At 40.8% G+C, this 22,878-nt stretch carries 22 protein-coding genes; 11 read left to right on the forward strand and 11 right to left on the reverse strand.

Annotation, left to right across the window (positions count from 1 at the left end; translation table 11 throughout):
• Positions 1 to 128: 128 nt before the first annotated feature.
• The 4 genes from C0V77_RS16575 to C0V77_RS16590 form a co-directional block, all read right to left on the reverse strand.
• On the reverse strand, positions 129 to 1,586 hold the full coding sequence (locus C0V77_RS16575) for a TolC family protein (RefSeq protein WP_101727456.1): 1,458 nt from the start codon (positions 1,584 to 1,586) through the stop codon (positions 129 to 131).
• A gap of 28 nt (positions 1,587 to 1,614) precedes the next feature.
• On the reverse strand, positions 1,615 to 2,862 hold the full coding sequence (locus C0V77_RS16580; protein WP_101727457.1) for an efflux RND transporter periplasmic adaptor subunit: 1,248 nt from the start codon (positions 2,860 to 2,862) through the stop codon (positions 1,615 to 1,617).
• Positions 2,863 to 3,222: 360 nt separating this feature from the next.
• Positions 3,223 to 4,035 (reverse strand): hypothetical protein, encoded by an 813-nt coding sequence (locus C0V77_RS16585; protein ID WP_101727458.1) that lies wholly within the window; start codon positions 4,033 to 4,035, stop codon positions 3,223 to 3,225.
• Positions 4,036 to 4,166: 131 nt separating this feature from the next.
• Positions 4,167 to 4,940 carry an AMP nucleosidase gene (locus C0V77_RS16590; protein ID WP_101727459.1) on the reverse strand — a complete coding sequence of 258 codons (774 nt, stop codon included), beginning with the start codon at positions 4,938 to 4,940 and terminating at the stop codon, positions 4,167 to 4,169.
• Positions 4,941 to 5,026: 86 nt separating this feature from the next.
• Here C0V77_RS16590 and C0V77_RS16595 point away from each other — a divergent pair, with 86 nt between their 5' ends.
• The 6 genes from C0V77_RS16595 to C0V77_RS16620 all read left to right on the forward strand — a co-directional run bounded on the left by C0V77_RS16595 (position 5,027) and on the right by C0V77_RS16620 (position 8,954).
• Positions 5,027 to 5,476 carry a type I restriction enzyme HsdR N-terminal domain-containing protein gene (locus C0V77_RS16595; RefSeq protein WP_101727460.1) on the forward strand — a complete coding sequence of 150 codons (450 nt, stop codon included), beginning with the start codon at positions 5,027 to 5,029 and terminating at the stop codon, positions 5,474 to 5,476.
• A 150-nt stretch (positions 5,477 to 5,626) separates the two neighbouring features.
• Positions 5,627 to 6,028 carry a 30S ribosomal protein S6 gene (rpsF, locus tag C0V77_RS16600; RefSeq protein ID WP_101727461.1) on the forward strand — a complete coding sequence of 134 codons (402 nt, stop codon included), beginning with the start codon at positions 5,627 to 5,629 and terminating at the stop codon, positions 6,026 to 6,028.
• 14 nt (positions 6,029 to 6,042) lie between these two features.
• The gene (gene rpsR, locus C0V77_RS16605) at positions 6,043 to 6,297 is read left to right on the forward strand and encodes a 30S ribosomal protein S18 (protein WP_101727506.1); all 255 of its coding nucleotides are present in this window, start codon (positions 6,043 to 6,045) and stop codon (positions 6,295 to 6,297) included.
• A gap of 138 nt (positions 6,298 to 6,435) precedes the next feature.
• The gene (gene rplI, locus C0V77_RS16610; protein WP_101727462.1) at positions 6,436 to 6,879 is read left to right on the forward strand and encodes a 50S ribosomal protein L9; all 444 of its coding nucleotides are present in this window, start codon (positions 6,436 to 6,438) and stop codon (positions 6,877 to 6,879) included.
• Positions 6,880 to 7,143: 264 nt separating this feature from the next.
• Positions 7,144 to 7,854, forward strand: coding sequence for an RNA ligase family protein (locus C0V77_RS16615; RefSeq protein ID WP_101727463.1), 711 nt, complete (start codon positions 7,144 to 7,146; stop codon positions 7,852 to 7,854).
• Complete coding sequence (locus C0V77_RS16620) at positions 7,842 to 8,954, forward strand: AAA family ATPase (RefSeq protein ID WP_101727464.1); 1,113 nt, start codon at positions 7,842 to 7,844, stop codon at positions 8,952 to 8,954. Before C0V77_RS16615 ends, C0V77_RS16620 begins: the two co-directional genes overlap by 13 nt.
• A gap of 21 nt (positions 8,955 to 8,975) precedes the next feature.
• Here C0V77_RS16620 and nspC read toward each other — a convergent pair whose 3' ends face one another.
• The 5 genes from nspC to C0V77_RS16645 form a co-directional block, all read right to left on the reverse strand.
• Positions 8,976 to 10,112 (reverse strand): carboxynorspermidine decarboxylase, encoded by a 1,137-nt coding sequence (gene nspC / locus C0V77_RS16625; RefSeq protein ID WP_101727465.1) that lies wholly within the window; start codon positions 10,110 to 10,112, stop codon positions 8,976 to 8,978.
• A gap of 263 nt (positions 10,113 to 10,375) precedes the next feature.
• Positions 10,376 to 11,185, reverse strand: a complete 810-nt coding sequence (locus C0V77_RS16630) for an energy transducer TonB (RefSeq protein WP_101727507.1) — start codon at positions 11,183 to 11,185, stop codon at positions 10,376 to 10,378.
• Positions 11,186 to 11,433: 248 nt separating this feature from the next.
• Complete coding sequence (locus tag C0V77_RS16635) at positions 11,434 to 12,174, reverse strand: hypothetical protein (RefSeq protein ID WP_101727466.1); 741 nt, start codon at positions 12,172 to 12,174, stop codon at positions 11,434 to 11,436.
• Between the two features lie 90 nt (positions 12,175 to 12,264).
• Complete coding sequence (locus C0V77_RS16640; RefSeq protein ID WP_101727467.1) at positions 12,265 to 13,476, reverse strand: saccharopine dehydrogenase family protein; 1,212 nt, start codon at positions 13,474 to 13,476, stop codon at positions 12,265 to 12,267.
• Positions 13,477 to 13,883: 407 nt separating this feature from the next.
• Complete coding sequence (locus C0V77_RS16645) at positions 13,884 to 15,074, reverse strand: phosphoglycerate kinase (RefSeq protein WP_101727508.1); 1,191 nt, start codon at positions 15,072 to 15,074, stop codon at positions 13,884 to 13,886.
• A gap of 346 nt (positions 15,075 to 15,420) precedes the next feature.
• Here C0V77_RS16645 and C0V77_RS16655 point away from each other — a divergent pair, with 346 nt between their 5' ends.
• Together C0V77_RS16655 and C0V77_RS16660 are read left to right on the forward strand one after the other, a co-directional pair.
• The gene (locus C0V77_RS16655; RefSeq protein WP_101727469.1) at positions 15,421 to 16,269 is read left to right on the forward strand and encodes a hypothetical protein; all 849 of its coding nucleotides are present in this window, start codon (positions 15,421 to 15,423) and stop codon (positions 16,267 to 16,269) included.
• Positions 16,270 to 16,340: 71 nt separating this feature from the next.
• Positions 16,341 to 17,498 (forward strand): hypothetical protein, encoded by a 1,158-nt coding sequence (locus C0V77_RS16660; RefSeq protein WP_101727470.1) that lies wholly within the window; start codon positions 16,341 to 16,343, stop codon positions 17,496 to 17,498.
• Here C0V77_RS16660 and C0V77_RS16665 read toward each other — a convergent pair.
• Positions 17,488 to 18,765: a glycosyltransferase family 4 protein gene (locus tag C0V77_RS16665; protein ID WP_101727471.1), complete on the reverse strand. Its 1,278-nt coding sequence runs from the start codon at positions 18,763 to 18,765 to the stop codon at positions 17,488 to 17,490. The two genes, C0V77_RS16660 and C0V77_RS16665, sit on opposite strands and share 11 nt — an antisense overlap.
• A gap of 153 nt (positions 18,766 to 18,918) precedes the next feature.
• Here C0V77_RS16665 and C0V77_RS16670 point away from each other — a divergent pair, with 153 nt between their 5' ends.
• The 3 genes from C0V77_RS16670 (at position 18,919) to C0V77_RS16680 (ending at position 21,322) form a co-directional block, all read left to right on the forward strand.
• On the forward strand, positions 18,919 to 19,404 hold the full coding sequence (locus C0V77_RS16670; protein ID WP_101727472.1) for an RNA polymerase sigma factor: 486 nt from the start codon (positions 18,919 to 18,921) through the stop codon (positions 19,402 to 19,404).
• On the forward strand, positions 19,401 to 20,033 hold the full coding sequence (locus C0V77_RS16675) for a hypothetical protein (protein ID WP_101727473.1): 633 nt from the start codon (positions 19,401 to 19,403) through the stop codon (positions 20,031 to 20,033). Before C0V77_RS16670 ends, C0V77_RS16675 begins: the two co-directional genes overlap by 4 nt.
• 89 nt (positions 20,034 to 20,122) lie before the next feature.
• Positions 20,123 to 21,322 carry a sorbosone dehydrogenase family protein gene (locus tag C0V77_RS16680; protein ID WP_101727474.1) on the forward strand — a complete coding sequence of 400 codons (1,200 nt, stop codon included), beginning with the start codon at positions 20,123 to 20,125 and terminating at the stop codon, positions 21,320 to 21,322.
• A 54-nt stretch (positions 21,323 to 21,376) separates the two neighbouring features.
• Here the strand turns inward: C0V77_RS16680 and C0V77_RS16685 are convergent, their stop codons facing one another.
• On the reverse strand, positions 21,377 to 22,876 hold the full coding sequence (locus tag C0V77_RS16685) for a lipopolysaccharide biosynthesis protein (RefSeq protein ID WP_101727475.1): 1,500 nt from the start codon (positions 22,874 to 22,876) through the stop codon (positions 21,377 to 21,379).
• Positions 22,877 to 22,878: the final 2 nt, after the last annotated feature.

Consider the following 22,878-nt stretch of genomic DNA (forward strand, 5'->3'; position numbering starts at 1 on the left):
TTTAATTGCCGAGGATGAATTGGTGAATATAAATAAACGACTGTTGCGGTAACGATTTTTGCCACTATGTACACATGGTACACTATGTTTCACAATCATTCGCTAATTCGTCATTCACTCATTCGCCATTACTCCGGCTGTATTTTTCTTTGTTTTTCAAAATCATAAAGTGTCAGGTAGCGCAGTTCATAATGCGTTTTCCAGTAGTCTTGCAGGGCGTTAATGTAGTCACGCTTGGCCTGATCTTTTTCCTGAAAAGCAATACTTAGGTCTGTTATGCTCAGGTTGCCCAAAACATATCTGTCTTGTGCTATCTGGTATTTTTCTGAGGCAATGCTATCTGCCTGTGCTGTAAGTGTCAGCTGGTTTTTCAGCATCTCAAAAAGTGTTACCTGGGTGTAAATCTCCTGTCTGAAAGTCTGTTTGGCCTGCTCCACAGTATATTCTGTCAGTTTTTTTTGTGCTTCTGCTGTTTTGGTTCTCGATTTCGACCGCCCCCAATCAAGAATCGGAATGTCGAGTTGCAATTGTATTGATTCCTGACTTTGGGGTTTATTATATAAATCGGGAATCGTCAACCCTCGGTTTGAAAAACCCAGACTGGCCGTTAAGGTCATATTCAAACCATTATCACCTATGGCTTTGGCCACTGCCCGGTCAGCCTCCAGAATTAAACGACGGAACGAAATGGCATCCGAACGGTTTTCGAAGGCTTGTTCCAATGCCAGCTGATTCGGAATTGAAATGTTTGAGATAGTGGCAGGTACTATCAGTTCCAACTTACTGTCTGTTTGCATGCCTATGTAGGCTTTCAGATTTAAAGTAGCAATTTCCAGGTCCCTTTTGGCTGTGGCTATGGCTTTTTGAGCTTTAAGCGACTCTAGTTGTAATTGAAGAATCTCGTTTCGGGTGGTTTTACCGATTTCGAACTTCTCTTTCGCTATTTTTAAAATGGTTTGTGTGTTGCTCTGGTTAGTTTCGGCTATCTGCAGGTTTACCTGAGCTAGTAGCAGATTGAAGAAGTACTCAGTTGATTTAAGGGCTATCTTCTCCAGCGATTCAGTATATACCCGGCGGCTCTCATCATATTTCAGCGGCTCAATCTTTTTGTCCCATTTGAATGGATTAAATCTAAGAATGGGTTGCTCATACCCAACAGCAAAGGGCGTACTATTATATAAGGTGTTCTTGCGGGCAAAATCATCGAAGCGTTGTAATTGTGTGGCAGCATAGATTTGTCCGCCTGTTTGCATTACCGACTGGCTCAACGACAAATTCAATGATGAATTGTTGTAGCGCACCGGTTGGAACTGTATGGTTCCGTCAGGCTGGATAACCTCTGTAAATGAGCGGGTAAAGGCCGGTAATTTACCGTTCAGCACCAGTTGTGGTTTGTAGTTAGACTGGAAAGTACGCCACTCCCAAAACTTGGTTTCTTTGGTTGTTGAGGCCTGTCTTGCTGCGATTGACTGGCTTTTGGCCATTTCTACCACCTCTTCAAGGGTTAGTTTTGTAACTCCCTGTGCCTTGGAAGGGTAGGTGACAATAAGTAAATATAGGCTTAATATGTAAATAAGGTATTTCATAAACTGGGTTGGTTAAGCAAAGCTCCTGTTATTTTATTTCCAGCTCTTTGGTGTTTTTGTATTCGCTCAGGTCTGAGATAATTACGGTTTCACCCGGTTTTATTCCTTCTTTTATTTCTACGTAATCAAAATTGCTAAGGCCGATTTTAACAGTTCTTCTTTCGGCTTTGCCGTCTTTTCTGAGTACGAAAACATCCTGCACTGTTGCGCCTTTAAAAGCAGGGCCATTGGTTATACGAACCACATTTTGCTGAGCTTCTGTAACCAGATAGGCTTCAACTTTCAGCTTAGGCCGAAGCATATCGGTGCTTTTGCTGTCCAGAGCTACATCAAAGCTCAGGATATTATTTTGCACTGAAGGCTGAATGTTAGTAAGGCTGCCTTTCAATAATGTGTTGTTGATGCGGATTATCACAGGCATACCAATCTTTACCTGATCGGCATAGTTGTCTGAAATAGCACCGATGATTTTGAAGCTGCCCAAGTCGGCCAGACGAGCCAGAATTTCACCTTCCGATACCTTTGAACCCAGATTCTTGTTTACGTAAGTAAGTACCCCGGGGCGTGTAGCTATGATATTGGCCTTTTGCAGTTTACTTTGGTATTCCATCAGTTGTTTTTCCTGAATCTGCGCCGACAGCTCCGATTCCTTCAAATCGGCACGCATGGTTTGCTGCTTAATTTTGATGTCGTTCTCCAGTTGTTTTTTCTCCAGTTCGGCAATTCTGAGGTTCATTTGTGCCGTTTCAATGGCTTCGCGGGTCCCACCACCTGCTTTTTGCAGGCGTTTGGCGTTTTCAACATCTGCTTTGAGGCTCGCAATTTTCATGGCCTTGATAGAATCAGAGATTTTCAGATCATAGAAACTTTTGTCGAGGTCGAGGCGCAGTTTTACAATGTTGTTACGCTTTAAGTCTAGCTGGTCTTTCTCTTTGTCGAAATTCAGTTGCGTGGCTTCCTTGTCCAGCTCAAGAATTTTTTCTCCGGCTTTTACATTGCTTCCGGCATCGAGCAATACCTGCTGAATCACAGCAGTGATAGGGCTGGTAATAACCTGCTCAAATTCAGGCTGCACTTCTCCTGAGGCTGTGAGCGTATTTTCTACGGCACCCATTTCGGCAACGGCGGTTCTGATTTCTGATTTACTGACAGATGATGACAGCGAGTTTCTGACCCACCAGACAATTAATGCAACGGCAGCCACTGCCACTATACCAATCAACCAGTTTTTACTTTTCTGTTTGCGGACCTCGTTTGCTGAGAGTTCTTTGTCCATAGCTTTTTATAATTTTGTATGAGTGTTGAGGTATTATGTAAATGTTCATTTTTGAAACAAATACATTATTATTCATTCAATCAGCGTGCCAATTGATAAATAACTGATAATGAGTGGTTTATGTGTTTATAGAGAAAAGAAAAGTGTCCGATAATGGGACGATTGTTCGGAAGTGGGATGGGGAAATCCTTGTTTCAAGCTTATATTCAGTGGAGAAAGCGTGGCATGTATTAATAATTCTTCTTTGACCTACTGAGATAGGGATTCACTAAAAAAAAAGAAGTCTTGATAAACTATGTTTATCGTTTTTACCAACATGGGATAGGACTTATGGGAATTTGTCTCTTCTTTAGATTTTAATTAACCAAGTGAAGTCTTTTCGTCAACTTCGCGTAAATAACTATCATGTAAAAAGTTAAGAAAGCTGACAGTATTTTCAATTTTCGATTTAACGTTTGGATGATTAGTGTTTTTATTATGACTACCAAAATTTGCAACTACTGATTGAGTCATATTTTTCAGAAATTCACCCATACCATCCGTAGTTGAATTTTTGCCTTTACCACTTTTAAATAATCTGAAAACAAATTCTTCATCTAAATTTAAGTTTAAATCCTCTTTATATGGAACTTTATATTTAATAGCATATTCATCAAGAACGTCAATAGGAGTTTCTCCTAAAAATTTTATCCGTTCAATAACTGATTCGTCAATTACAGCACCTGCCCAATTTTGGGCTTCTGCTTTGCTATATGCTAATACTAATCCTTTTCCGTGAACCGAATTTGTGTTATAAATTGCTCCATTATTGCTCGTATGATGAAAATGATTTGTAGTTAATTCTCCACAAACTAAACTCCCTCTCAAGGGAAAACTATAATCAATTGAAAACCATGTAAACGCATGAGTAACTTTTAAAATGTTTTGCAAAGACTCTAATGAATCGTCGTCAGTCCAAAAGACAACAGTATCAGAGAAATTAATACAATTGATTTTATTATCAGTTAGGTCAGCAATTACACCATATTTAGAGGGCTTAAATTTTCTATTACTCAAAGCCATCTCAATATCTCTGAAAATATTATTAACTATCCTGTTCTGATATTCTTGATCATTATTTTCTATGAATTGGGCAAATCCGAGGTAATCAAAATATGCGATGAACTTTTTCATTAATTGAAAATTTTTTTAAAAAGGAATACTTGCTATATGGAATTATCCAAACACTAATTTTAGAAAATAAAATAGCTGGAAATGATTTTTTTATTATCCGGCATCTTAAAAACATCTATTTGAAAAAAATCCTACTCAAATCTCAAATGTTTCACTGATTCTCCTGAGTTGGCAAGTTCTTCCAGCGAGTCAATGCCAATCTGCAGGTGCTTTTGCACAAAGTTTCCGGTTACTTTTTTATCACTTTCTTCCGTCTTTACACCATCCGGGGTCATGGGGTTGTCTGATACAAGCAGCAAAGCGCCATGCGGAATAGAATTAACAAAACCCACTATAAATATAGTGGCGGTTTCCATATCAATGGCCATAGCGCGTATCTCGCGCAGGTACTCCTTAAATACGGTGTCATGTTCCCACACACGTCGGTTAGTTGTGTAAACCGTACCTGTCATGTAATCCAGTTCATGTTTTTTTATCATAGAACTCACCGCCCTTTGTAAGCGGAACGACGGCAGCGCCGGAATCTCAGGGCGCGCATAATCATTACTGGTACCTTCTCCACGTATGGCGGCAATCGGCAGAATCAAATCACCCAGTTGAGTTGATTTTTTTAAACCGCCACATTTACCCAGAAACAGCACCGCTTTAGGCTGAATGGCCGAAAGGAGGTCCATTACTGTAGCGGCCATAGCGCTACCCATACCGAAATTAATGATGGTAATATGGCCGGATGATGCAGTTTGCATCGGTTTGTCTTTCCCTTTTACTTCCACACCGAACATCTCGGCAAACATATCAACGTAATTATGAAAATTAGTCAGCAAAATATAGGGTTTAAACTCAGATAGGGCAGTGCCGGTGTATCGGGGGAGCCAGTTGGCTACAATCTCTTCTTTTTTTTCCATATTAAATGTAGTTTTGCTTTAAAGTTATAGTAATTATTAAAAACCGAATTGCGGCTTTAATAATTTAACGGTTAGTTAATTTAAAGATGATACAGCTTAACCTGCCACCTTTCGAACACAAAATTAAGGAAATTGAGGGAAAAATCTGCATTTTTGATGTTATACGTCGAAAATACCTCGTTCTGACACCCGAAGAGTGGGTAAGGCAGCACTTTGTTCATTTGTTGCTGAATCAGTACCAATACTCTAAAAACCTGATTCGGCTGGAAGGCGGCCTGAAATATAACCAGCTACAGAAGCGTTCGGATATCGTAATTTTTGATGAAACCGGCCAGCCTTCTTTGCTTATTGAATGCAAAGCGCCGGAGGTATCTATCAATCAGTCAGTTATTGAGCAGGCATCACGTTATAACCACACACTCAGATGCCGGTTTATTGCAATTACCAATGGTCTGAAAACATTTTGTTTCGAAATAGACTTCCATACAGGTAGTTTCAGGCAAATGCAGGATTTACCCCGGCGGGTAATTGCTTAATATTTAAGACATAAACCTGCTATCTACTTAGTATTTAGGCTTTTATTTTAAAAATATTCTTCTCAGGCTTTTCATTATCTATAAATATTATTACCTTTGCACCCTCATTTTTGAGGATTAAACTAATAATTATTTAAACACTGTTTTAGTATGTTTCAAAATCAGTATGAGACAGTTTTCATCTTAACTCCCGTTTTATCTGAAGCCCAGGTAAAGGAAGCTGTCGAAAAATTCAAAAAAACATTGACTGATAACGGTGCTGAGTTAGTTCATGAAGAGCATTGGGGTCTTCGTAAACTGGCCTATACCATTCAGCACAAAAACACGGGCTTTTATCAGCTAGTTCAATTTAAAGCTACTGCAAAAATTGTAGCAACTCTGGAAACCGAATACAAACGTGATGAGCGTGTGATGCGTTATTTGACTACGAAATTAGACAAATATGCAGTTGACTACAGCGAACGCCGTAGCAAAGGCCTAATTGGAAAGAAAAATGTAGAATCTGCTCCTGCTAAAGAAGAAAATGCAGAAGCAACAACCGCAGCAGAATAATGAAAAATAACACCATGTCACTTGTAAACGATCCTGTAGACAGAAAAGATACGGCTCGTAAAAAATATTGCCGCTTCAAAAAAGCCGGTATTAAATATGTAGATTATAAAGACCCGAATTTCTTGTTGAAATTTGTGAATGAGCAAGGTAAAATCCTTCCTCGCCGTCTGACGGGCAACAGCCTTAAATTCCAACGCAAAGTTTCGGTAGCTATTAAACGTGCCAGACACCTGGCCCTATTACCATTCGTAGCAGACGGATTGAAGTAATTAGTGATTAGTGATTTAGAGAATTAGTGATTATATTTTTTGAGTATCAGTTAGTTAATAAACTTATAAACTACTCAATCACTCAATCACTCATCCTAATATCACTCAATTAAAAAACCTCATTCACAATTTAGAAAGATGGAAATAATATTAAAAACAGATATAGTAGGGCTTGGTTACAAAAACGACGTGGTTGTTGTAAAACCAGGTTATGCACGTAACTATCTTATTCCGCAGGGTTTTGCTCAATTGGCTACTGCGTCGAATCGCAAGGTTTTAGCAGAAAATCTAAAACAAGTTGCTCATAAAGCTGAGAAAATTAAAACTGAAGCTTTAGGTATTGCTGAGGCTATCGGTGATATGGTAATTACCATCCCGATGAAAGTTGGTGAAAGTGGCCGTATCTTTGGCCGTGTTACTAACACGCAGGTAGCAGATGCATTGAAAGAAAAAGGTTTTGATATCGACCGTAAGAAGATTTCTTTGGAAGACATCAAAAATGTTGGTGACTACACCGCCCTGGTTGACCTTCATAAAGAAGTGAAACACAAAGTGGCTGTTCAGGTAGTTGCTGAAGCATAATAGCGTATCACGGATTGGTAATCCATGGAGGATATATGCAATTAAAGGCCTTTCTCTCGCGGGGAAGGCTTTTTCTATTATAAAATAGCAAGGCGCTATTTATAGATGAATTGAAAAATAATCTATAGCTTTACACAAAAATTAATACAAACCTCTCCAATTTTTGAAAGACCATGTAATGCCAAGTCAAAAACCAATAAATGCAACTTGCTGATAATCAGCCGGCTGCTATTGTATTGTTTCAGACTTAAATAGAATTACAAAATGGAAATTTCAAGAAAATATGGAAGAACGCACCATTATCCATTTTCTCCGGGTGCTACTTCTGACGATAGAATCAATTTAAATTATTGGGAAGACTTTCAGAGTATTCAGCATATTGTGCATACCGAAAAGCTGGACGGTGAAAACAATTGTCTGAATCGCTATGGTGTATTTGCACGCTCACATGGTGCACCTACTACCTCACCCTGGACGCGGCAGATTCGCCAGCAATGGGAACTGCTTAAAAACGATTTGGGCGATTACGAGATTTTTGGTGAAAATCTTTATGCTATTCACTCAATTGAGTACCGAAAATTACCTACCCATTTCTTTGTATTTGGTATTCGCCAATCTGATTATTGGCTTTCTTGGGATGAAACTCAATTCATAGCGCAATTATTCGACCTGCCAATTGTACCTGAGTTGGGTAAGGTAAATATGCCTGTTTCAAAAAGTGATTTTGAGGCAAATATAATGGCACTCGCAGCACAGCCTAGCGTATTAGATTCTTACGATTTAATAACACAAAAACCATGTACAATTGAAGGAATTGTAAGCCGTAATATTGATGAATACCCGGTTGACAGGTTTGCGCAAAATGTGATTAAATACGTAAGAAAAGGGCATGTTAAGACAGATGAGCATTGGACGAGAGACTGGAAACGAGCAGCCTTGATTGATGAAAAAGGAGGTGAAGCATGTGGCAATTAACTAAAAACAAAACGTGGGAGCATCTCTTCGAAACGTTTTCATGGGTAAGAGATATGAGGGGAGTGCCTCAGGATGTACGTTTTCATGCAGAAGGAGACGTGGAAATTCATACGCGCATGGTAATTGAAGAATTATCAGCATTAAAAGAGTTTCCGAATCTTGATAAACAAGCTCAGGAAATACTTTGGGCATCTGCCTTGATGCATGATATTGAAAAACGTTCGACGACAGTCCTTGAACAGGATGGTAGTATTACCTCTGGCGGTCATGCAAAAAAAGGAGAAAGAACTGTGAGGCAAATACTTTATCGGGAAATTGCGACACCTTTTTTTATAAGAGAAGCTGTTGCCAAACTTGTGAGGTATCACGGACTACCCTTATGGATATTTGAAAAGGAAAACCCAGAAAAAGCACTCTTTCAAGCAAGCATGGAAGTTAACTTACAATGGTTAGCACTTTTGGCAAAAGCCGATGTTTTAGGAAGAACTTGTGCAGATAAAGAAGATTTACTTTATAAAGTAGAGCTATTTAGGGAGTTTTGTATTGAAAAAGAATGTTGGGATAAGCCCAAAGCATTTCCATCTGATTTGGCAAAGTTTGAATACTTCAATAAAGAATCACGAAGTGCCGATTATGAACCTTATCAAGACAAGGAAAATTTCTTTGAAGTGATTGTACTATCTGCATTACCGGGAACTGGGAAAGATACTTATATAAGCAAATGTCTGAACGGCATACCTGTCATTAGTTTAGATGATATCCGCAGAGAAATGAAAGTCAGTCCAACTGATAAAGAAAACAACGGACGGGTAATTCAGTTGGCAAAAGAGCAAGCACGCGTATTTTTGAGAAAGAAGCAGCCTTTTATCTGGAACGCCACAAACATTACGCGTCAAAATCGCCAACAGTTGATAGATTTGTTTGTTACTTATGGCGCTACTGTTAAACTTATTTATCTGGAAGTACCATATTCAAAATTAGTAGTTCAGAATAGAAACCGTGAACATGCAGTACCTGCTAATGTACTTGAGAAGATGATAGAAAAGCTGGAAATACCTCAGCCTGATGAGGCACATCAGGTAATTTATGAAACAGGATAGGCGGCAGCCTATCCTGTTTCTTTATATCCTATCCTTATAAGTCCTAAAGCCGAATTTCTTTAATAACTGAAACTCATCGTTTTCTTTCCAGATACCAATAGAAGGGAGGCCCACACCGTTAAAGGTAGTGGTTTTTACCATAGTGTAATGAATCATATCATCAAACACTACACGGTCGCCTATTTTCAGTGGTTGGTCAAAAGAATAATCTCCCATAAAGTCACCAGCTAGGCAAGTCATGCCACCCATTCGGTAAGTCGGTTTGCCTGCTACGGCATCTGTTGCACCCCAAATACGTGGTTTATAAGGCATCTCCAATGTATCGGGCATGTGGGCAGCAAAAGATACATCCAATATGGCCACATCAATGCCCTGGGCATCTACGATATCCAGCACAGTTGATACCAGATAACCTGTCTGCCAGCCGATAGCCGAGCCCGGCTCGAGGATTACTTCAATATTATAGGTTTCTCTCAGGCGTTTAATTTGCTTAATCAGGTGGGCATGGTCATAGCCCTCACGTGTCATCAGGTGGCCGCCGCCTAAGTTTAACCATTTAATCTGGTGCAACAAATCACCAAACTTCTCTTCTATATGTACCAGCGTACGCTCAAGGGTATAAGAATCGTTTTCGCAGAGCGTATGCGAGTGCAGACCTTCTATGCCCTCGGGCAATTTTTCTCCTAATAGTTCTCTTGTTATACCCAACCGTGAACCGGGTATGCACGGGTTATACATTTCTGTCGATACTTCGGCATACTGAGGGTTGATTCTCAGGCCACATGATATTTTTCTGCGTGATTGCTGAATCTGTGGTTTAAATTGCTGCCACTGGTTCAGTGAGTTGAAAGTGATGTGGCTGCTGTAACGCATCATTTCTGCAAACTCATCTGGCTTATAGGCCGGGGCATAGGTATGAGACAGGCACCCCATTTCTTCAACTATCAGGCGAGCCTCGTTCAGTGAGCTGGCCGTGGCACCTGAGAGATATTTAGCAACTGTAGGAAAAGTAGCATACATAGAGAAACCCTTTAACGCCAGAATAATCTGCGCACCGGATTCGGTTTGTACACGGTTGAGTAATTCAAGGTTTCGTCGTAATAGTTTTTCCTCTAAAACATAACTCGGCGACGGAATTTTAGCGATATCTATGGCCATTTTTTATTTTTCTGTTGGTGATGTTATCAACGCTTACTGACAACAAAGGGAAATGCAAAATTACTTATTTTCTTACAGATATACCCTATCAATTCAGCCACTTGCCTTCAGTATTGACAGAAAATTGACAGCTTTGAAAAAAAGCAGTCCGGATGAAAATCACCCGGACTGGCCTGTATTACCTCAAATAGTTTATTTTTTGACAAAATCGGAATGAACCCATTCAGGGTGGGCTGCGAGATTTTTGTTTTTCTTTCATTGTATTATTCAAGTTTAAATATTACAGGTATGGTATAGTTCACTCGCACGTTTCTGCCATTTTGTTTTCCCGGAATCCACTTCGGCATCAGCTTCACTGCTCTTATTGCCTCTTCATCACAGCCAAAACCTACGCTTTTGGCTACTTTTACATCTGTAATGCTTCCATCACGCTCTACAATAAAACTCAGAAAAACCTTGCCTTCTACGCCTGAACGCTGCGCGGCAGAAGGATACTTCAGGGTTTTACCTAAAAATTTATACATTTCGCCGCTGCCGCCCACAAATGAGGGCTGTACCTCAACATGCAGAAAAGGTGTGTTATCTTCTACAACCTCTGCAATTTTTGTTTCGACCGGCGGAGCCACTGCCGGTGGAGTTTCTGCAATGCTTTCAGTTTCTTCGCCTGGGGTCGTTACATTACTGATTACTGCTTTTTCCATCTCATCCTGGGTAGGAGGTGCCTCTTCTACAACGGGGTTTTCTACCACTTCCGGCACCAGATACTTGATTGTCTGCACCTGTTCAATGGGTTTTGGAGGTTCAGGCTCAGGTATCTGTTCAACCGGCGGTTGCTCAGGCTCTTTTAAGTCCTGAAGGTTAATTATCACTTCTTTCTGGTCTTTTACTTTGTCTTTTTGTCGTGCAAAGATGTAAGAAGTAACAAAAAGACCGCTGAAAAGCGTGATGCCAATCCACATGGCACGGTTTACAGTTAAAGTGTAGGTTTTGCGCAGCTCGTATGCGCCGTAATCTTTGTTGCGATGCTCGAACACAATCTCGTCGAGCGTCGCAGGGCTTGCAATTGTTGCCATTTTTGTAAAGTTTAAGTTGAACATTTTGCAGTCGATAAAACTGCAATGCAACATTAAAAAACAAAATAGTTTCTTGCAAGTAAAAATGAATAAATATTTAGATAATTATCTAAATATTTATTTTAAAAAGTTTTTTACTACCTCAGGAAGTAATCAATAAGGAGCGATGCGTTAGCAAAAAACAAAAAATCCTTTTCCCGGCTGAGGCAGATACGGGAAAAGGATATATCAAATAAGGGCTTTAGGAGTTACAGACTGTTGTAATAATCAATAATTCTTACCAATTCGTATTCAGATTTCAGCGCCAGCTCTTCCTTTTTTATAAATGCCTCAATGGCATCTTTTTTATCTTCAAGTGCGTTAAGAACTGAGTTTTTCTTAAGTTTAACGCGGGTAAGGTTGCCATCTGGTTTTTTCAGATAATATTCAGAGTTATCCAGATATGAATCATAACGCCTGTCTACACTGTAAGCTCCCTGATAATTGGCTTTCTGCATCATTTTGCTTACGTGCTTCAATAACGATGTTTTGCTTTTATATAAAACCAGCAGGTAGGTTACTGGTACAACTCCGCCTTCGGTTCTCAGGCCATCAACTTTTATAAACGGGTAGGTGATATTGTTTTTTGTGTCATTAATAACAAAACCAGTAATTTGGTCAGGATTAACCACTATAGAATCGCCTACGGTGCGTTTAAACAATAGTTCCTTCCGATGGGTGTCATATTTAAGGGGTACCATTTTGGGCGCCTTCGTATTCTCTTTTACAAAAACCAGCTGTCCGTTGAGCCATTCTTCCAGAAAATACCTCGACCCTTTAACGCCTTCATACCTTAAATCATAAGTACCCATGGCTAGTCTGTTTTTACCAGGGGTGCCATCAACACCGGGCAATGCGTTATAGACCATAGCCTCTTGAACATTAGCCTCCTGAGCAGAAGCCAATGTAATGCAGAAAAAAAAGACAGATATAAAAGCAGCAAATTTCATGTTAGCGGGGTTTGGTTAATGCAATTTACTATTAAAACGAAAAAAATCCGCTAACTGCTTAGCGGATTTTAAGATTATTTGCCCGTTTTATTAATATTCATGCGGCAATTCAATGTTGATTCTTTCGTGCCAGGGTAAGCCCTGGGTATTAAGCAGATCCATGAAAGGGTCCGGATTCAACTCTTCACAGTTCCAGACACCTGGTTTTTGCCATTCAGGGTTGGTTAGCATTAACATGGCGCCTATCATAGCAGGCACACCTGTTGTGTACGAAACCGCCTGTGCTTTCACTTCTTTGTAGCATTCGGCGTGGTCGCAGTTATTCCAAACGTAGTAGGTTTTGTCTTCGCCGTCTTTTATACCTTTAATCTGGCAACCGATTGAGGTTTGTCCGGTATAATTTTCTCCTAATGTATCAGGCGCTGGTAATACGGCTTTCAGAAACTCTAGCGGAACAATATCAATACCATTAAACTTCACGGGGTCAATACGGGTCATACCTACGTTTTGCAGCACTTCAAGGTGGGTAAGGTAGGCTTGTCCGAAGGTCATCCAGAATCTGGCACGTTTCAAAGTCGGGAAATTCTTAACCAACGATTCCAGCTCTTCATGATACAAAACATAAGATTCTTTCGGCCCTATTTCAGGATAGTCAATAGGTTTATGGATTGACATGGGCGGAATTTCCACCCATTCGCCATTCTCCCAGTACCGGCCGTTCTGCGTAATTTCACGGATATTGATTTCAGGGTTAAAATTGGTGGCAAAGGCTTTACCGTGGTTGCCGGCATTACAATCAATGATGTCGAGGTAATGCATTTCATCAAAATGGTGCTTGTTGGCATAGGCAGTATAGACCTGCGTTACGCCAGGGTCAAATCCACAACCCAATAAAGCCATCAGGCCTGCCTCTTTGAAGCGGTCCTGGTATGCCCATTGCCAGCTGTATTCAAACTTGGCAACGTCTTTGGGTTCGTAGTTGGCGGTATCAAGGTAATGAACACCAGTTTCAAGGCAGGCATCCATAATGGTAAGGTCTTGATACGGCAGCGCCACGTTTATAACCATTTTGGGTTCAAAACGCTTAATTAACGTTACCAGTTCAGGTACGTTGTCTGCATCTACCTGAGCGGTTTGTATTTTTACGCCGTGCATTTCTTCAATATCGGCAGCTATTTTATCACATTTTGATTTGGTTCTGCTCGCCAATAGAATTTCCGTAAAAACGTGGGAGTTCATTGCACATTTGTGCGCAACTACACTGCCGACTCCACCGGCACCAATAATAATTACTTTTGACATCTTTGTGAATGAAGGATGAGTGAACTGTTACATTAACATAGCATTGGCTTATGCTAATGTTTAAACAAGCCGCAAAGATAATGCTTTAAGAAAAAAGAATAATTAAGAATGTGTTGTTTTTAAAAAAACTCAACCGTTGGATAAAAAAACTATATAGTTGTATTTTTTTGCTAATTATATTGCGTTATATTAGTATTAATAAATCCCGGAAACTCCAAAGTGCCATGCAAAAGACTACAAAAACTGAATCTTCTGTGAAACACGCCGAGGTAGTTCTCGCTGTTATTCTCACACTAATTGTTGCCGCCGGTATCTATTTTACAAATATTAAACTTTGGTAAAATAGGGTTATTCAGAAAAGAATGCTAAAATAAGCCCCTGGCCATCCGGCAGGGGCTTTGTATTATTTATTGTTCAAGTGCCGCAACACCCGGAAGCGTTTTGCCTTCCATGTATTCAAGAAGTGCGCCACCCCCTGTAGATACGTAAGATACGCGGTCTCCGTAACCGGCGTTGTTTACCGCCGATGCCGAATCTCCACCACCTATTAATGAGAAAGCTCCGTTTTCTTCAGTAGCTTTTACTACGGCCTCTGCAATGGAATTAGTACCTTTGGCAAAGTTAGGGAACTCAAAAACTCCCATCGGTCCGTTCCAAAGAATGGTTTTCGATTTCTCAAGTATACTGCAAAACAAATCTATGGTTTCAGGGCCGATATCCAGTCCCTGCCAGTCAGCAGGAATCGCACCGGTTTTTACAACTTGTTTGTTGGCATCGTTCGAGAAATCATCTGCACACAGGTTGTCTAAAGGCAAAATCAGTTTTACACCTTTGGCTTTAGCTTTTTCAATCAGTTCAAGCGCCAGCGGTTGTTTGTCTGCTTCCAGCAACGATTTTCCGATCTCGCCCCCCTGAGCTTTAGTAAATGTATAGGTCATACCTCCACCAATAATCAGGTTATCTACTTTATCAAGCAGTCGCTCAATAATCAGAATTTTGTCAGAGATTTTCGCACCTCCCATAATGGCAGTAAAGGGGCGTTCGGCGTGTTCCAATATTTTCTGAGCATTGTCAATTTCAGCCTGCATTACATAACCGCATACACGGTCAGCAAAGAACTGCCCAATAACTGCCGTAGAAGCATGTGCACGGTGAGCAGTACCGAAGGCGTCATTCACCCATACATTGCCCAATTTTGAAAGTTTTTCTGCAAAGGCTAAATCACCTTTTTCTTCCTCTTTGTAGAAGCGCAGGTTTTCGAGCAATAGTACTTCTCCCGGTTGCAGACTGGCGGCCAGCTCAACCGCCGATTCTCCGATGCAGTCGTCGGCAAATTTTACCTGCTGACCCAGAATCAGCGAAAGCGGATTCACCAGGTGTTTTAATGAATACTTTTCTGTTGGGCCGTCTTTCGGGCGACCCAGGTGAGACATCAGAATACATGAACCGCCATCTTTCAGAATCTTCTTAATAGTGGGTATGGTTGCAGTAATTCGGGTGTCGTCTGTGATTTCATATTTTTCGTTCAGAGGAACATTGAAGTCAACTCTAATAAGGGCTTTTTTGCCCGAGAAGTCATAAGTATCTAATGTTTTCATCATTGATATTAGTGAATGAGAATTAAGCCTGCCAAATGAGTAAAATTACCCATTATTTTTTCGCTTAGATAATTTTGTGGTCAGACGAGTTTATTAAGACAAATATAGATTTTCTTTTCGCTAACATCATGCGGTTTTGTCACGATTCTTTTGCTGAATACTAAAGTTTCTTGAAATAACTATACTTTTTCTTCGGTTATGAAAAATATTATTTGGCCTAACAACTAATTGGCAGCTTTTCGCGTCTTTGAGTTCGGAAACGTTAAACTTCATTAACATGATTTGCCTGAAAATAGGATTTTGAAACCTTAGTTTTTTTGTAAATTTGAACTCATTCCCACTCATTATGAAATCAGTTATACTTGTATTCATTTGCCTCATTGTTACGTTTCCGGTGTTTTGCCAGGAAGAAGATGATTATTACAAGGCGCCTAGCCAGCGAAAAGACATAAAAAATAATGTGTATCCAAACCTAGAGAGAAAATCAATCAATTTGTATTTGGGCGTTGAAGGCGGGCTTGAACTCAATCGGTCAACCTTAACTAACAACATGGATGGCCTGATAGGGAAAGAAAAGGGGAATGATTTGTATTGGGGTGTTGTATTGGGTTATAACATGAACAACGTTTGGTCTGTTGAATCCGGTTATTACAAAAACCCTACTCATCTGATTCAATCTGTCAGGTCTGGACGCTCAATTCCGTATATTTATAAAATGGGTTCAGGCTTAAATACGATTCCCATACGATTTAAAAGAAGGGTTTTCACAATTGATCCTATTACCAAAAATGCAACTATTCATGTAGGCGCAGGCGTTTTGCTGTCGCCCGATGCCCAAAATAAGCTAATAGATAACCGGGGCTTTGCGGGCCTTTCTAATAATGCCCCGGGCCAGAAACCAGATACACTCAGGCTTAAGAGCGATGCCTTCTTAAGTAAAAAAGCCGTTGCACAGGCAGAGCTTCTTCTTGAATTGCATGGCAGAGTTTCAGAGACTTTATCTATTGTTGTTTTTGCCAGGGGCAATATAGGTGCCAAGGGCATGGTTCATTCTGAGATTAACTACTCTATAAACAAACAAACTATTGATACCGCACAGCAACTGACCAACGGTATCAGTTTTAATTTTGGCTTAGTGCTTCGTTACAACATTCTGCGAGGCTACAAATACATTGATAAGAATGATGATGAGTAGCGGCTGTAAATGTTTCTTTTTTTGGTTTATTGGCCTACCTTTGCAAGCGTTTAAGCTACTGTCTTTCAGCAATGCCAGATATCGAATCTCCGGTTATTACCATCATCAATCGTCATTATCCGCCTAATCCCGGCATAACCGGTGAGTCTGCCTGGGATATGGCAAAATATCTGATTGAAAAGTATCAGGCCGAAATACACATAGTGTATATTGACCGCACCTACGATGGTGGCGGACAGGTTCGCCAGCCGATAGGCATACTGCATCCGGTTAAAACAATCTATGAAGGTAAAAATGGTTTACTGAAACTGATTTCAGGTATATTGGATGGCCTTTTTCTGGTACTGAAAGTCCGTAAAATGAAACGAGGCCGCATTATTGTCATGACCAGCCCACCCTTATTGCCTTTCTGGGCCTCGTTGTTTTTGAAAAACTGGGTTTTATGGTCGATGGATTTATTTCCTGAAGGTTTTGCAGCAGCGGGTACGATCAGCCCGTCTAATTTTCTATATCGCTTTATTTACAAAAAAACATATCAAGTCGCTCCGCAGCATTTGATTGCGCTTGGGCCTAACCAAGCCGCTTTTGTAAGAGACAGCTACAAGCAGTCTATTCCTACCACTATTCTGCCTTGTGGTGTTCTGGTTCATCAGCAAAATGACCCCGCCATACCAGATTGGAAAAAGGATGACAGCAAGATATATTTCGGTTATTGCGGAAACCTGGGGCAAGCGCATTCGGACGAGTTTTTATTGAAGTTTATCGACAATTTTGATAGCCAAAAGCACCAGTTAATACTGGCAGTTTATGGCGAGAAAGCAGGTAAGGTATTGACCTATGCCCGAGGCAGAGCGGGCATCACCATCCTGAAAAGTGTGCCACGTAGTCAGTTACATTTTATAGATGTGCATCTGGTTAGTTTATTACAGCAATGGACACATATTGCCGTTCCGTCAAAAGCGGTTAGTTCTATCTGTGCTGGGGCAAGTGTGTTGTTTTGTGGTAGTAAAGATGCCGATACCTGGGCATTATTGCACAATGCAAGCTGGCTGATTGAAGAAACTAAAGAGATAGATGCTCAGATAAAAAGTTTCCTTACTTTATTAACCATAGATGAAGTGCAACTGAAAAGAAACAACGCACAAGCTTTATTCAGCAAACTACAAACAATGGTAGTTGATGCCTATGATGAAGTGAAGCGTCTGGGTTCTGTCTCTGCTATTGATTAAAAAGCCTTTTATAAACCTTCAGGTATTGCTCCTTTACTACCTCCTGAGAGTAATTTACCAGTACTTTCTCTCTTGCGTTACTGGCAAGGGTTTGCGTATCGGCTTCAAATAAAACCCAGTTAATGCCCTCTGCCAGGCTATCTGCCGATTTATATGCAGCCAGAAATCCCGTCTGTTTATGTTCTATCATTTCAGGTATGCCTCCCACCTCAAAGCCAACCGCAGGCGTGCCACAGGCCAATGATTCCATAATGGTATTGGGCAGGTTCTCTTGTATTGACGGAATACTGAAAACATCAGCAGCAGAGTAAACCAAGGCTATTTTCTGAGTGTCGGTTATTCTGCCCAGTGCATGGGTTTTAAAAGGCAGGCTTTTGTTTAATTCCTCATCACTCTCGCCCAGAATCACTAATTCAATTGCTTCTGGCTGGCTAACCGATTCTTTTAACAATGCCAGTGCTGCCTGGAAATAACTGAAGCCTTTCCAGATGACAGTAACTTTTGCCGCTGCAAACAGAATCAGTTTTTTCTCAATGGGTAATCCCAGCTTATTCCGTGCTTCTGCTTTATTGATTGGATAAAAAACAGCCGTATCTAAAGGATTGGGAATAGAGGTAACAGGGAGCTTTTTAAACAAACTGCTTTTACGTGCCCTGGCCGCCAGCCATTGGCTGCATGCTACAATCTGAACCGACGGTAGCCTAGTGTCTATAAAAATTCGGCATTTGTTTTCCCAAACCCTGGCAGATAAATCGTCATTGGCTGGATTCTTCAAATAAGGAAGGCAATTGCCACAGTGCTGCTGAAAGTTCTCACAATTGCCACTATGGTGGCAGCCTCCTGTAAAAGCCCACATATCGTGCAGTGTCCAGACAATGGGCTTGCCAAGTGCAAAGAGTTTTTGAAGCGATTGAACAGACAGAAATCCGAAATTAATCCAGTGCAGGTGTATGATGTCTGCCTCTTGCACCAGCGGGTGTTGTGAGATGTCAATTCCTGTATTGGCAGGCGAGAAGGCAAAGCGTACTTCTTTGTTTTTTTCGTGTCGTCTGAAGTAAAGCCGCTCTAGGGCAAAACGGGCAAACGCCATTTTGTGCGCAAGCAAGGTATTTACAACAGCAGTTACGTCTTCTCTTTTGCCTTTTTTTTGCTGCACCAGCAGGTCGGCTTTTATATCTTTTTCTTCTTTCAGAAGGCTGAGTAAGCGCAGGCAGGCTATGGCGGCACCGCCCATGCTGTCGTCGGTATTTATTAAAAGAATTTTCAAGTATTATTCGGGCAAATGTGTCATTAACAGATGCGAATTACGCGATTTTTTGCCATATCTTTAACAAAAGAACCTTTGTATAGAAAAAATATCGGCTTTAATGTAAGTTTTTTACCCGCCCCGCGACTAATTGTTTAAACAATGTAACTGACAATGGAAAAAGAATTTATCGGCTTGATTAATACAAACAGAGGCCTCATATACAAAGTATGTAATTTGTATTGCCATGACGATGACGACAAAAAGGACCTTTTTCAGGAAATTGTTTTGCAGTTATGGACATCTTACCCCGGTTTCAGAAATGAATCGAGACACACTACCTGGCTGTACAGAGTGGCGCTGAATACAGCTATTTCAAACTTCAGAAAAGAAACCAGAAAGCCTGAGCGCAAGGCACTGTCAGACAAAGAATTTCAGATACCCGACATGGCAATTGAAGATCATGATAACGCCGGGGTATTGAGGCAGGCCATTGAGCACTTGTCTGAAATCGAAAAGGCGTTGATTATGTTATATCTGGATGATAAAAGCTACGATGAAATTGCCGAAATTATTGGTATAACGAACTCAAACGTAGGGGTAAGGCTGAACCGTATTAAAGTTAAATTAGAAAAAATCATTCAAACGAAAAGAACATGAATCTGGAAGAATTAAAATCGGCCTGGCAGGCGTATGACCTTAAATTACAAACCTCTCAGTTGCTTACTGAAAAACTGGTGGTAGGTATAATTCGGGAGCGGTCCAGGTCAAGAGTAGCACAAATAAGAAGAGAAAACAGGTTTTTCTTTTTTCTACTGGTATTTGAACTTGTGATACTCGGCGCTGTTTTTACAGGCAACCCCTTCGATTTCACTTATACAATGCAGTTTGCTCCGTTCGCTTTTCTGGCAATTGGCATTCTGATGGCATTGTGGACCGTCTACAAGAGCCAGATGATTCTGGAAACGGACATGAACAGCACCACTCTGGGCGCTTTTCTGAAAAAAGTCATCAGGGAATATGAAAAGAACAAAAAGTTTGAAGGCTGGTTTGGTATAATCATGTTGGTTTCCGGTTGTTTTACAGTGCTGTCGTTTCTGCCTAAAAAACTAGAGAAAATGAGTCTACAGGCTGCACTGATAGATACGGCCATCCCCGTAGGTATCTGCTTGCTCATTTATTTTTTGGCTTTTAAACTGGGGGCATTCAAGAATCCTAAAAGTGCTGGTTTTAAAGAAGATTTGCAAGAATTGGAGGCCCTTTCTGCCGAGCTCGAGCAATTAAATTGATAGCTGGTTCCATTTTTTTAGTGGTTTCTGCAAATTTTCAAATCATTTCGGAGGGCTGACGCGTTTATTCATAAAAATCCAGAACTTATATGAAAAAAATAAGCACGTTCATCTTCGTTACGGCCTTAAGCGCTTTTTGGGGTTTTAGTTGTGAGTCAGCCTCTGATTCTATTAATAAACCCGATGATTCTGCACCCAACCCCACAGCCGGAGAATACCAGGCTGTGGTTGCATTCCCGAATCTGACTTTCGACGACCCTGTTGAGCTTACCCACGCCTCAGACGGCACCAGTAAATTGTATGTAGCAGAGCAACGGGGTGTTATACGGGTATTTGATAATGCCACATCAACCGCACAGGCCAATGTATTTTTAGATATTGATAGTAAGGTAGATGCAGGAGGAGAAATGGGCTTACTTGGCCTGGCCTTCCACCCTGATTTTAAGAATAATGGCTATTTTTATGTCAATTATACGCGTAATACCCCCACCCGGCAAACGGTTATTGCCCGTTTTAAGGTTAATTCGGGTGCTCAGACGGCAGATGCCGGAAGTGAGAAAATATTACTTACTTTCGACCAACCCTATACCAACCATAACGGAGGCAAGCTGGCCTTTGGCGCTGATGGTTATTTATATATAGCCACGGGTGATGGCGGTAGTGGAGGAGACCCGCAAAACAACGCACAAAACCGCAAGAATCTGCTAGGTAAAATTCTGCGTATTAATGTTATAGCCTCCGAAAGCGGAACCTATACAATTCCGGGCGATAATCCTTATAAAGGCAATAGTGAAGGTTTCAGAGAAGAGATTTATGCTTATGGCTTGCGGAATCCCTGGCGCTTTAGTTTTGACCATACCAATAATAACCTTTGGGTAGCAGATGTAGGCCAGAATGAGGTAGAAGAAATAGATATTGTAACCAAAGGAGGTAATTATGGCTGGAAAATAAAAGAGGGCAACCGTTGCTTTGATGCCAGCGCCAATTGTAATCAGGCTAACCTGATAGCCCCTGTCTGGGCGTATAATCAGGGTACTGACGGCCGGTCGGTAACAGGTGGTGTGGTTTACAGAGGCACCAAACTGCCAGACCTGGCAGGTAAGTATGTATTCGGCGATTATGTGAGCGGTAAAATCTGGTCTCTGAAATACGACGGCTCAAAAGCAACCGAAAGTGGCGACAAATTCAGTAACGTAAGTACGGTTTCTGCCTTTGGCGAAGACGCCGCCAAAGAGCTTTATATACTCGATTATAGCGCGGGCAAAATATATACCTTGCAGAAGAAATAGAACAAGTAATAACCTCAATTAGCTCTTTCAATTTTAGAGAGAGGTAGCTGAGGTTTATTTTTTTCCTAATTTCACTATAGCTTTCCACAGATTCGTCATGGCTCCGTTCAACTCTGGTGAAACCTTGCTCCAATAAATAATTACACCATAAAGTAAAGTAACACCTGCCGAACGATACACTATATCTATCACTGTTCTGATTTTATTTCCTTCCCATGTTGGCAACAGGCTTATAACAAAACCAGCTGCTATCATTATAAGCAAAACTTTGGGTATATCAATCGTGAAGGGTTGCATGCCCAGTTTCCACCATACAAATGCATAACGTACAGCGTTATAATAAATAGTAGATAACGCCAGCGCAAAAGCAGCACCGTTAATGCCATACATCGGAATCAGCAACCAGTTCAGAAATACCGTCAGCCCTATCAGGCTAATCATAATGTAGGTGTCATACTTATAGTAAGGCGAAAGCGTCAGTATGGTGCCGTTTAATCCTGTAGCCAGATCAAATAATTTACCTAAACTCAAAATAATTATTACCCATTTTCCTTCTTCGTAACCTGCTGGCAAAAACGCAAACAAATTATCAATATTAAGGTAAATACCCAGAAAAATCCAACAACCCACAATCAGCGAGGTAGTACAGCTTTTGCGGTAAATGGTGTCAATGTTTTTCAGGTCATTGGCTGCAAAAGAGTCTACAATAATAGGTGCTGAGGCCTTATTGAGTGCCAGTAGAGACATGCCCATTACGCTACCAAAGAAGGCGGCTGTACTGTAAATACCGGTTTCCTCTAAGGTTGAAATCTCTGCCAGCATAATTTTGTCGATGTAAAGGATAATCATCGACGAAAAACCCGTCAGAATTGTAAGTATGCTGTAGGTGGCAAACTGTTTGATAAACTGGAGTGTCAGGAGCGAAAAATCCGGTTTTAATGAAAACCCATCCAGTTTTGAAGCCTTCCATATCATGGGTATAACATAAAAAGAAAAGGCCAGTACCCATACCCAGATATATTGCGCGAAATCGAGCACATGGAAAACCACCAGAAACGATGAAGCCAGCAACAGGAAGCGCTGTAAAAACTGCGACAGGAAAGTGCCCGTTACGGTTTCATACAGGTTTTTGGCATAATTATCAAACAAGTTGAATAGCAGCGTGGCAAATGTAATGGGTAACAGAAAATAGAAATTGTCGGCCAAAAGATTGTTTTCACCTTTACGGGCAATCATCCAGTCTTTCAGAAAATATACGCCTATGCTGCAAAAAAGAAAACCTGTAATGCCAACAGCAAGCCCCAGAAACAAAAACCCGTTATGCCCTTTTTGGGCATCTCTGAAACGAACAAAAAAACGGCTCCCTGCGGCATTAAAGCCCAAGGAAGAAAGCTGAACCATTACATACATGTAAGAAAGTAATACCTGTAGCAAGCCTATTTCTTCTTTTTTAAAGAAATTAGGAAAAACAAAAAACCAGGAAATAAAGCCAACCAATACCCCTGCATAAGAGAAGATGGTGCTGATAAAGGCCTGTTTTTTTATGACATTCATAA

The organism is Emticicia sp. TH156 (assembly GCF_002855535.1).
GTDB lineage: Bacteria > Bacteroidota > Bacteroidia > Cytophagales > Spirosomataceae > Emticicia > Emticicia fluvialis.

What these genes read in the sequence shown, in the direction of transcription:
- C0V77_RS16615 (WP_101727463.1), top strand. Translation starts at nt 7,144, where the DNA reads ATGGAAATTTCAAGAAAATATGGAAGAACGCACCATTATCCATTTTCT.
- C0V77_RS16635 (WP_101727466.1), bottom strand. Translation starts at nt 12,174, where the DNA reads ATGAAATTTGCTGCTTTTATATCTGTCTTTTTTTTCTGCATTACATTG.
- C0V77_RS16640 (WP_101727467.1), bottom strand. Translation starts at nt 13,476, where the DNA reads ATGTCAAAAGTAATTATTATTGGTGCCGGTGGAGTCGGCAGTGTAGTT.
- C0V77_RS16655 (WP_101727469.1), top strand. Translation starts at nt 15,421, where the DNA reads ATGAAATCAGTTATACTTGTATTCATTTGCCTCATTGTTACGTTTCCG.
- C0V77_RS16620 (WP_101727464.1), top strand. Translation starts at nt 7,842, where the DNA reads ATGTGGCAATTAACTAAAAACAAAACGTGGGAGCATCTCTTCGAAACG.
- C0V77_RS16685 (WP_101727475.1), bottom strand. Translation starts at nt 22,876, where the DNA reads ATGAATGTCATAAAAAAACAGGCCTTTATCAGCACCATCTTCTCTTAT.
- C0V77_RS16585 (WP_101727458.1), bottom strand. Translation starts at nt 4,035, where the DNA reads ATGAAAAAGTTCATCGCATATTTTGATTACCTCGGATTTGCCCAATTC.
- rplI (WP_101727462.1), top strand. Translation starts at nt 6,436, where the DNA reads ATGGAAATAATATTAAAAACAGATATAGTAGGGCTTGGTTACAAAAAC.
- C0V77_RS16680 (WP_101727474.1), top strand. Translation starts at nt 20,123, where the DNA reads ATGAAAAAAATAAGCACGTTCATCTTCGTTACGGCCTTAAGCGCTTTT.
- C0V77_RS16670 (WP_101727472.1), top strand. Translation starts at nt 18,919, where the DNA reads ATGGAAAAAGAATTTATCGGCTTGATTAATACAAACAGAGGCCTCATA.
- C0V77_RS16660 (WP_101727470.1), top strand. Translation starts at nt 16,341, where the DNA reads ATGCCAGATATCGAATCTCCGGTTATTACCATCATCAATCGTCATTAT.
- C0V77_RS16675 (WP_101727473.1), top strand. Translation starts at nt 19,401, where the DNA reads ATGAATCTGGAAGAATTAAAATCGGCCTGGCAGGCGTATGACCTTAAA.
- C0V77_RS16595 (WP_101727460.1), top strand. Translation starts at nt 5,027, where the DNA reads ATGATACAGCTTAACCTGCCACCTTTCGAACACAAAATTAAGGAAATT.
- C0V77_RS16575 (WP_101727456.1), bottom strand. Translation starts at nt 1,586, where the DNA reads ATGAAATACCTTATTTACATATTAAGCCTATATTTACTTATTGTCACC.
- C0V77_RS16580 (WP_101727457.1), bottom strand. Translation starts at nt 2,862, where the DNA reads ATGGACAAAGAACTCTCAGCAAACGAGGTCCGCAAACAGAAAAGTAAA.
- C0V77_RS16590 (WP_101727459.1), bottom strand. Translation starts at nt 4,940, where the DNA reads ATGGAAAAAAAAGAAGAGATTGTAGCCAACTGGCTCCCCCGATACACC.
- C0V77_RS16645 (WP_101727508.1), bottom strand. Translation starts at nt 15,074, where the DNA reads ATGAAAACATTAGATACTTATGACTTCTCGGGCAAAAAAGCCCTTATT.
- nspC (WP_101727465.1), bottom strand. Translation starts at nt 10,112, where the DNA reads ATGGCCATAGATATCGCTAAAATTCCGTCGCCGAGTTATGTTTTAGAG.
- rpsR (WP_101727506.1), top strand. Translation starts at nt 6,043, where the DNA reads ATGTCACTTGTAAACGATCCTGTAGACAGAAAAGATACGGCTCGTAAA.
- C0V77_RS16630 (WP_101727507.1), bottom strand. Translation starts at nt 11,185, where the DNA reads ATGGCAACAATTGCAAGCCCTGCGACGCTCGACGAGATTGTGTTCGAG.
- rpsF (WP_101727461.1), top strand. Translation starts at nt 5,627, where the DNA reads ATGTTTCAAAATCAGTATGAGACAGTTTTCATCTTAACTCCCGTTTTA.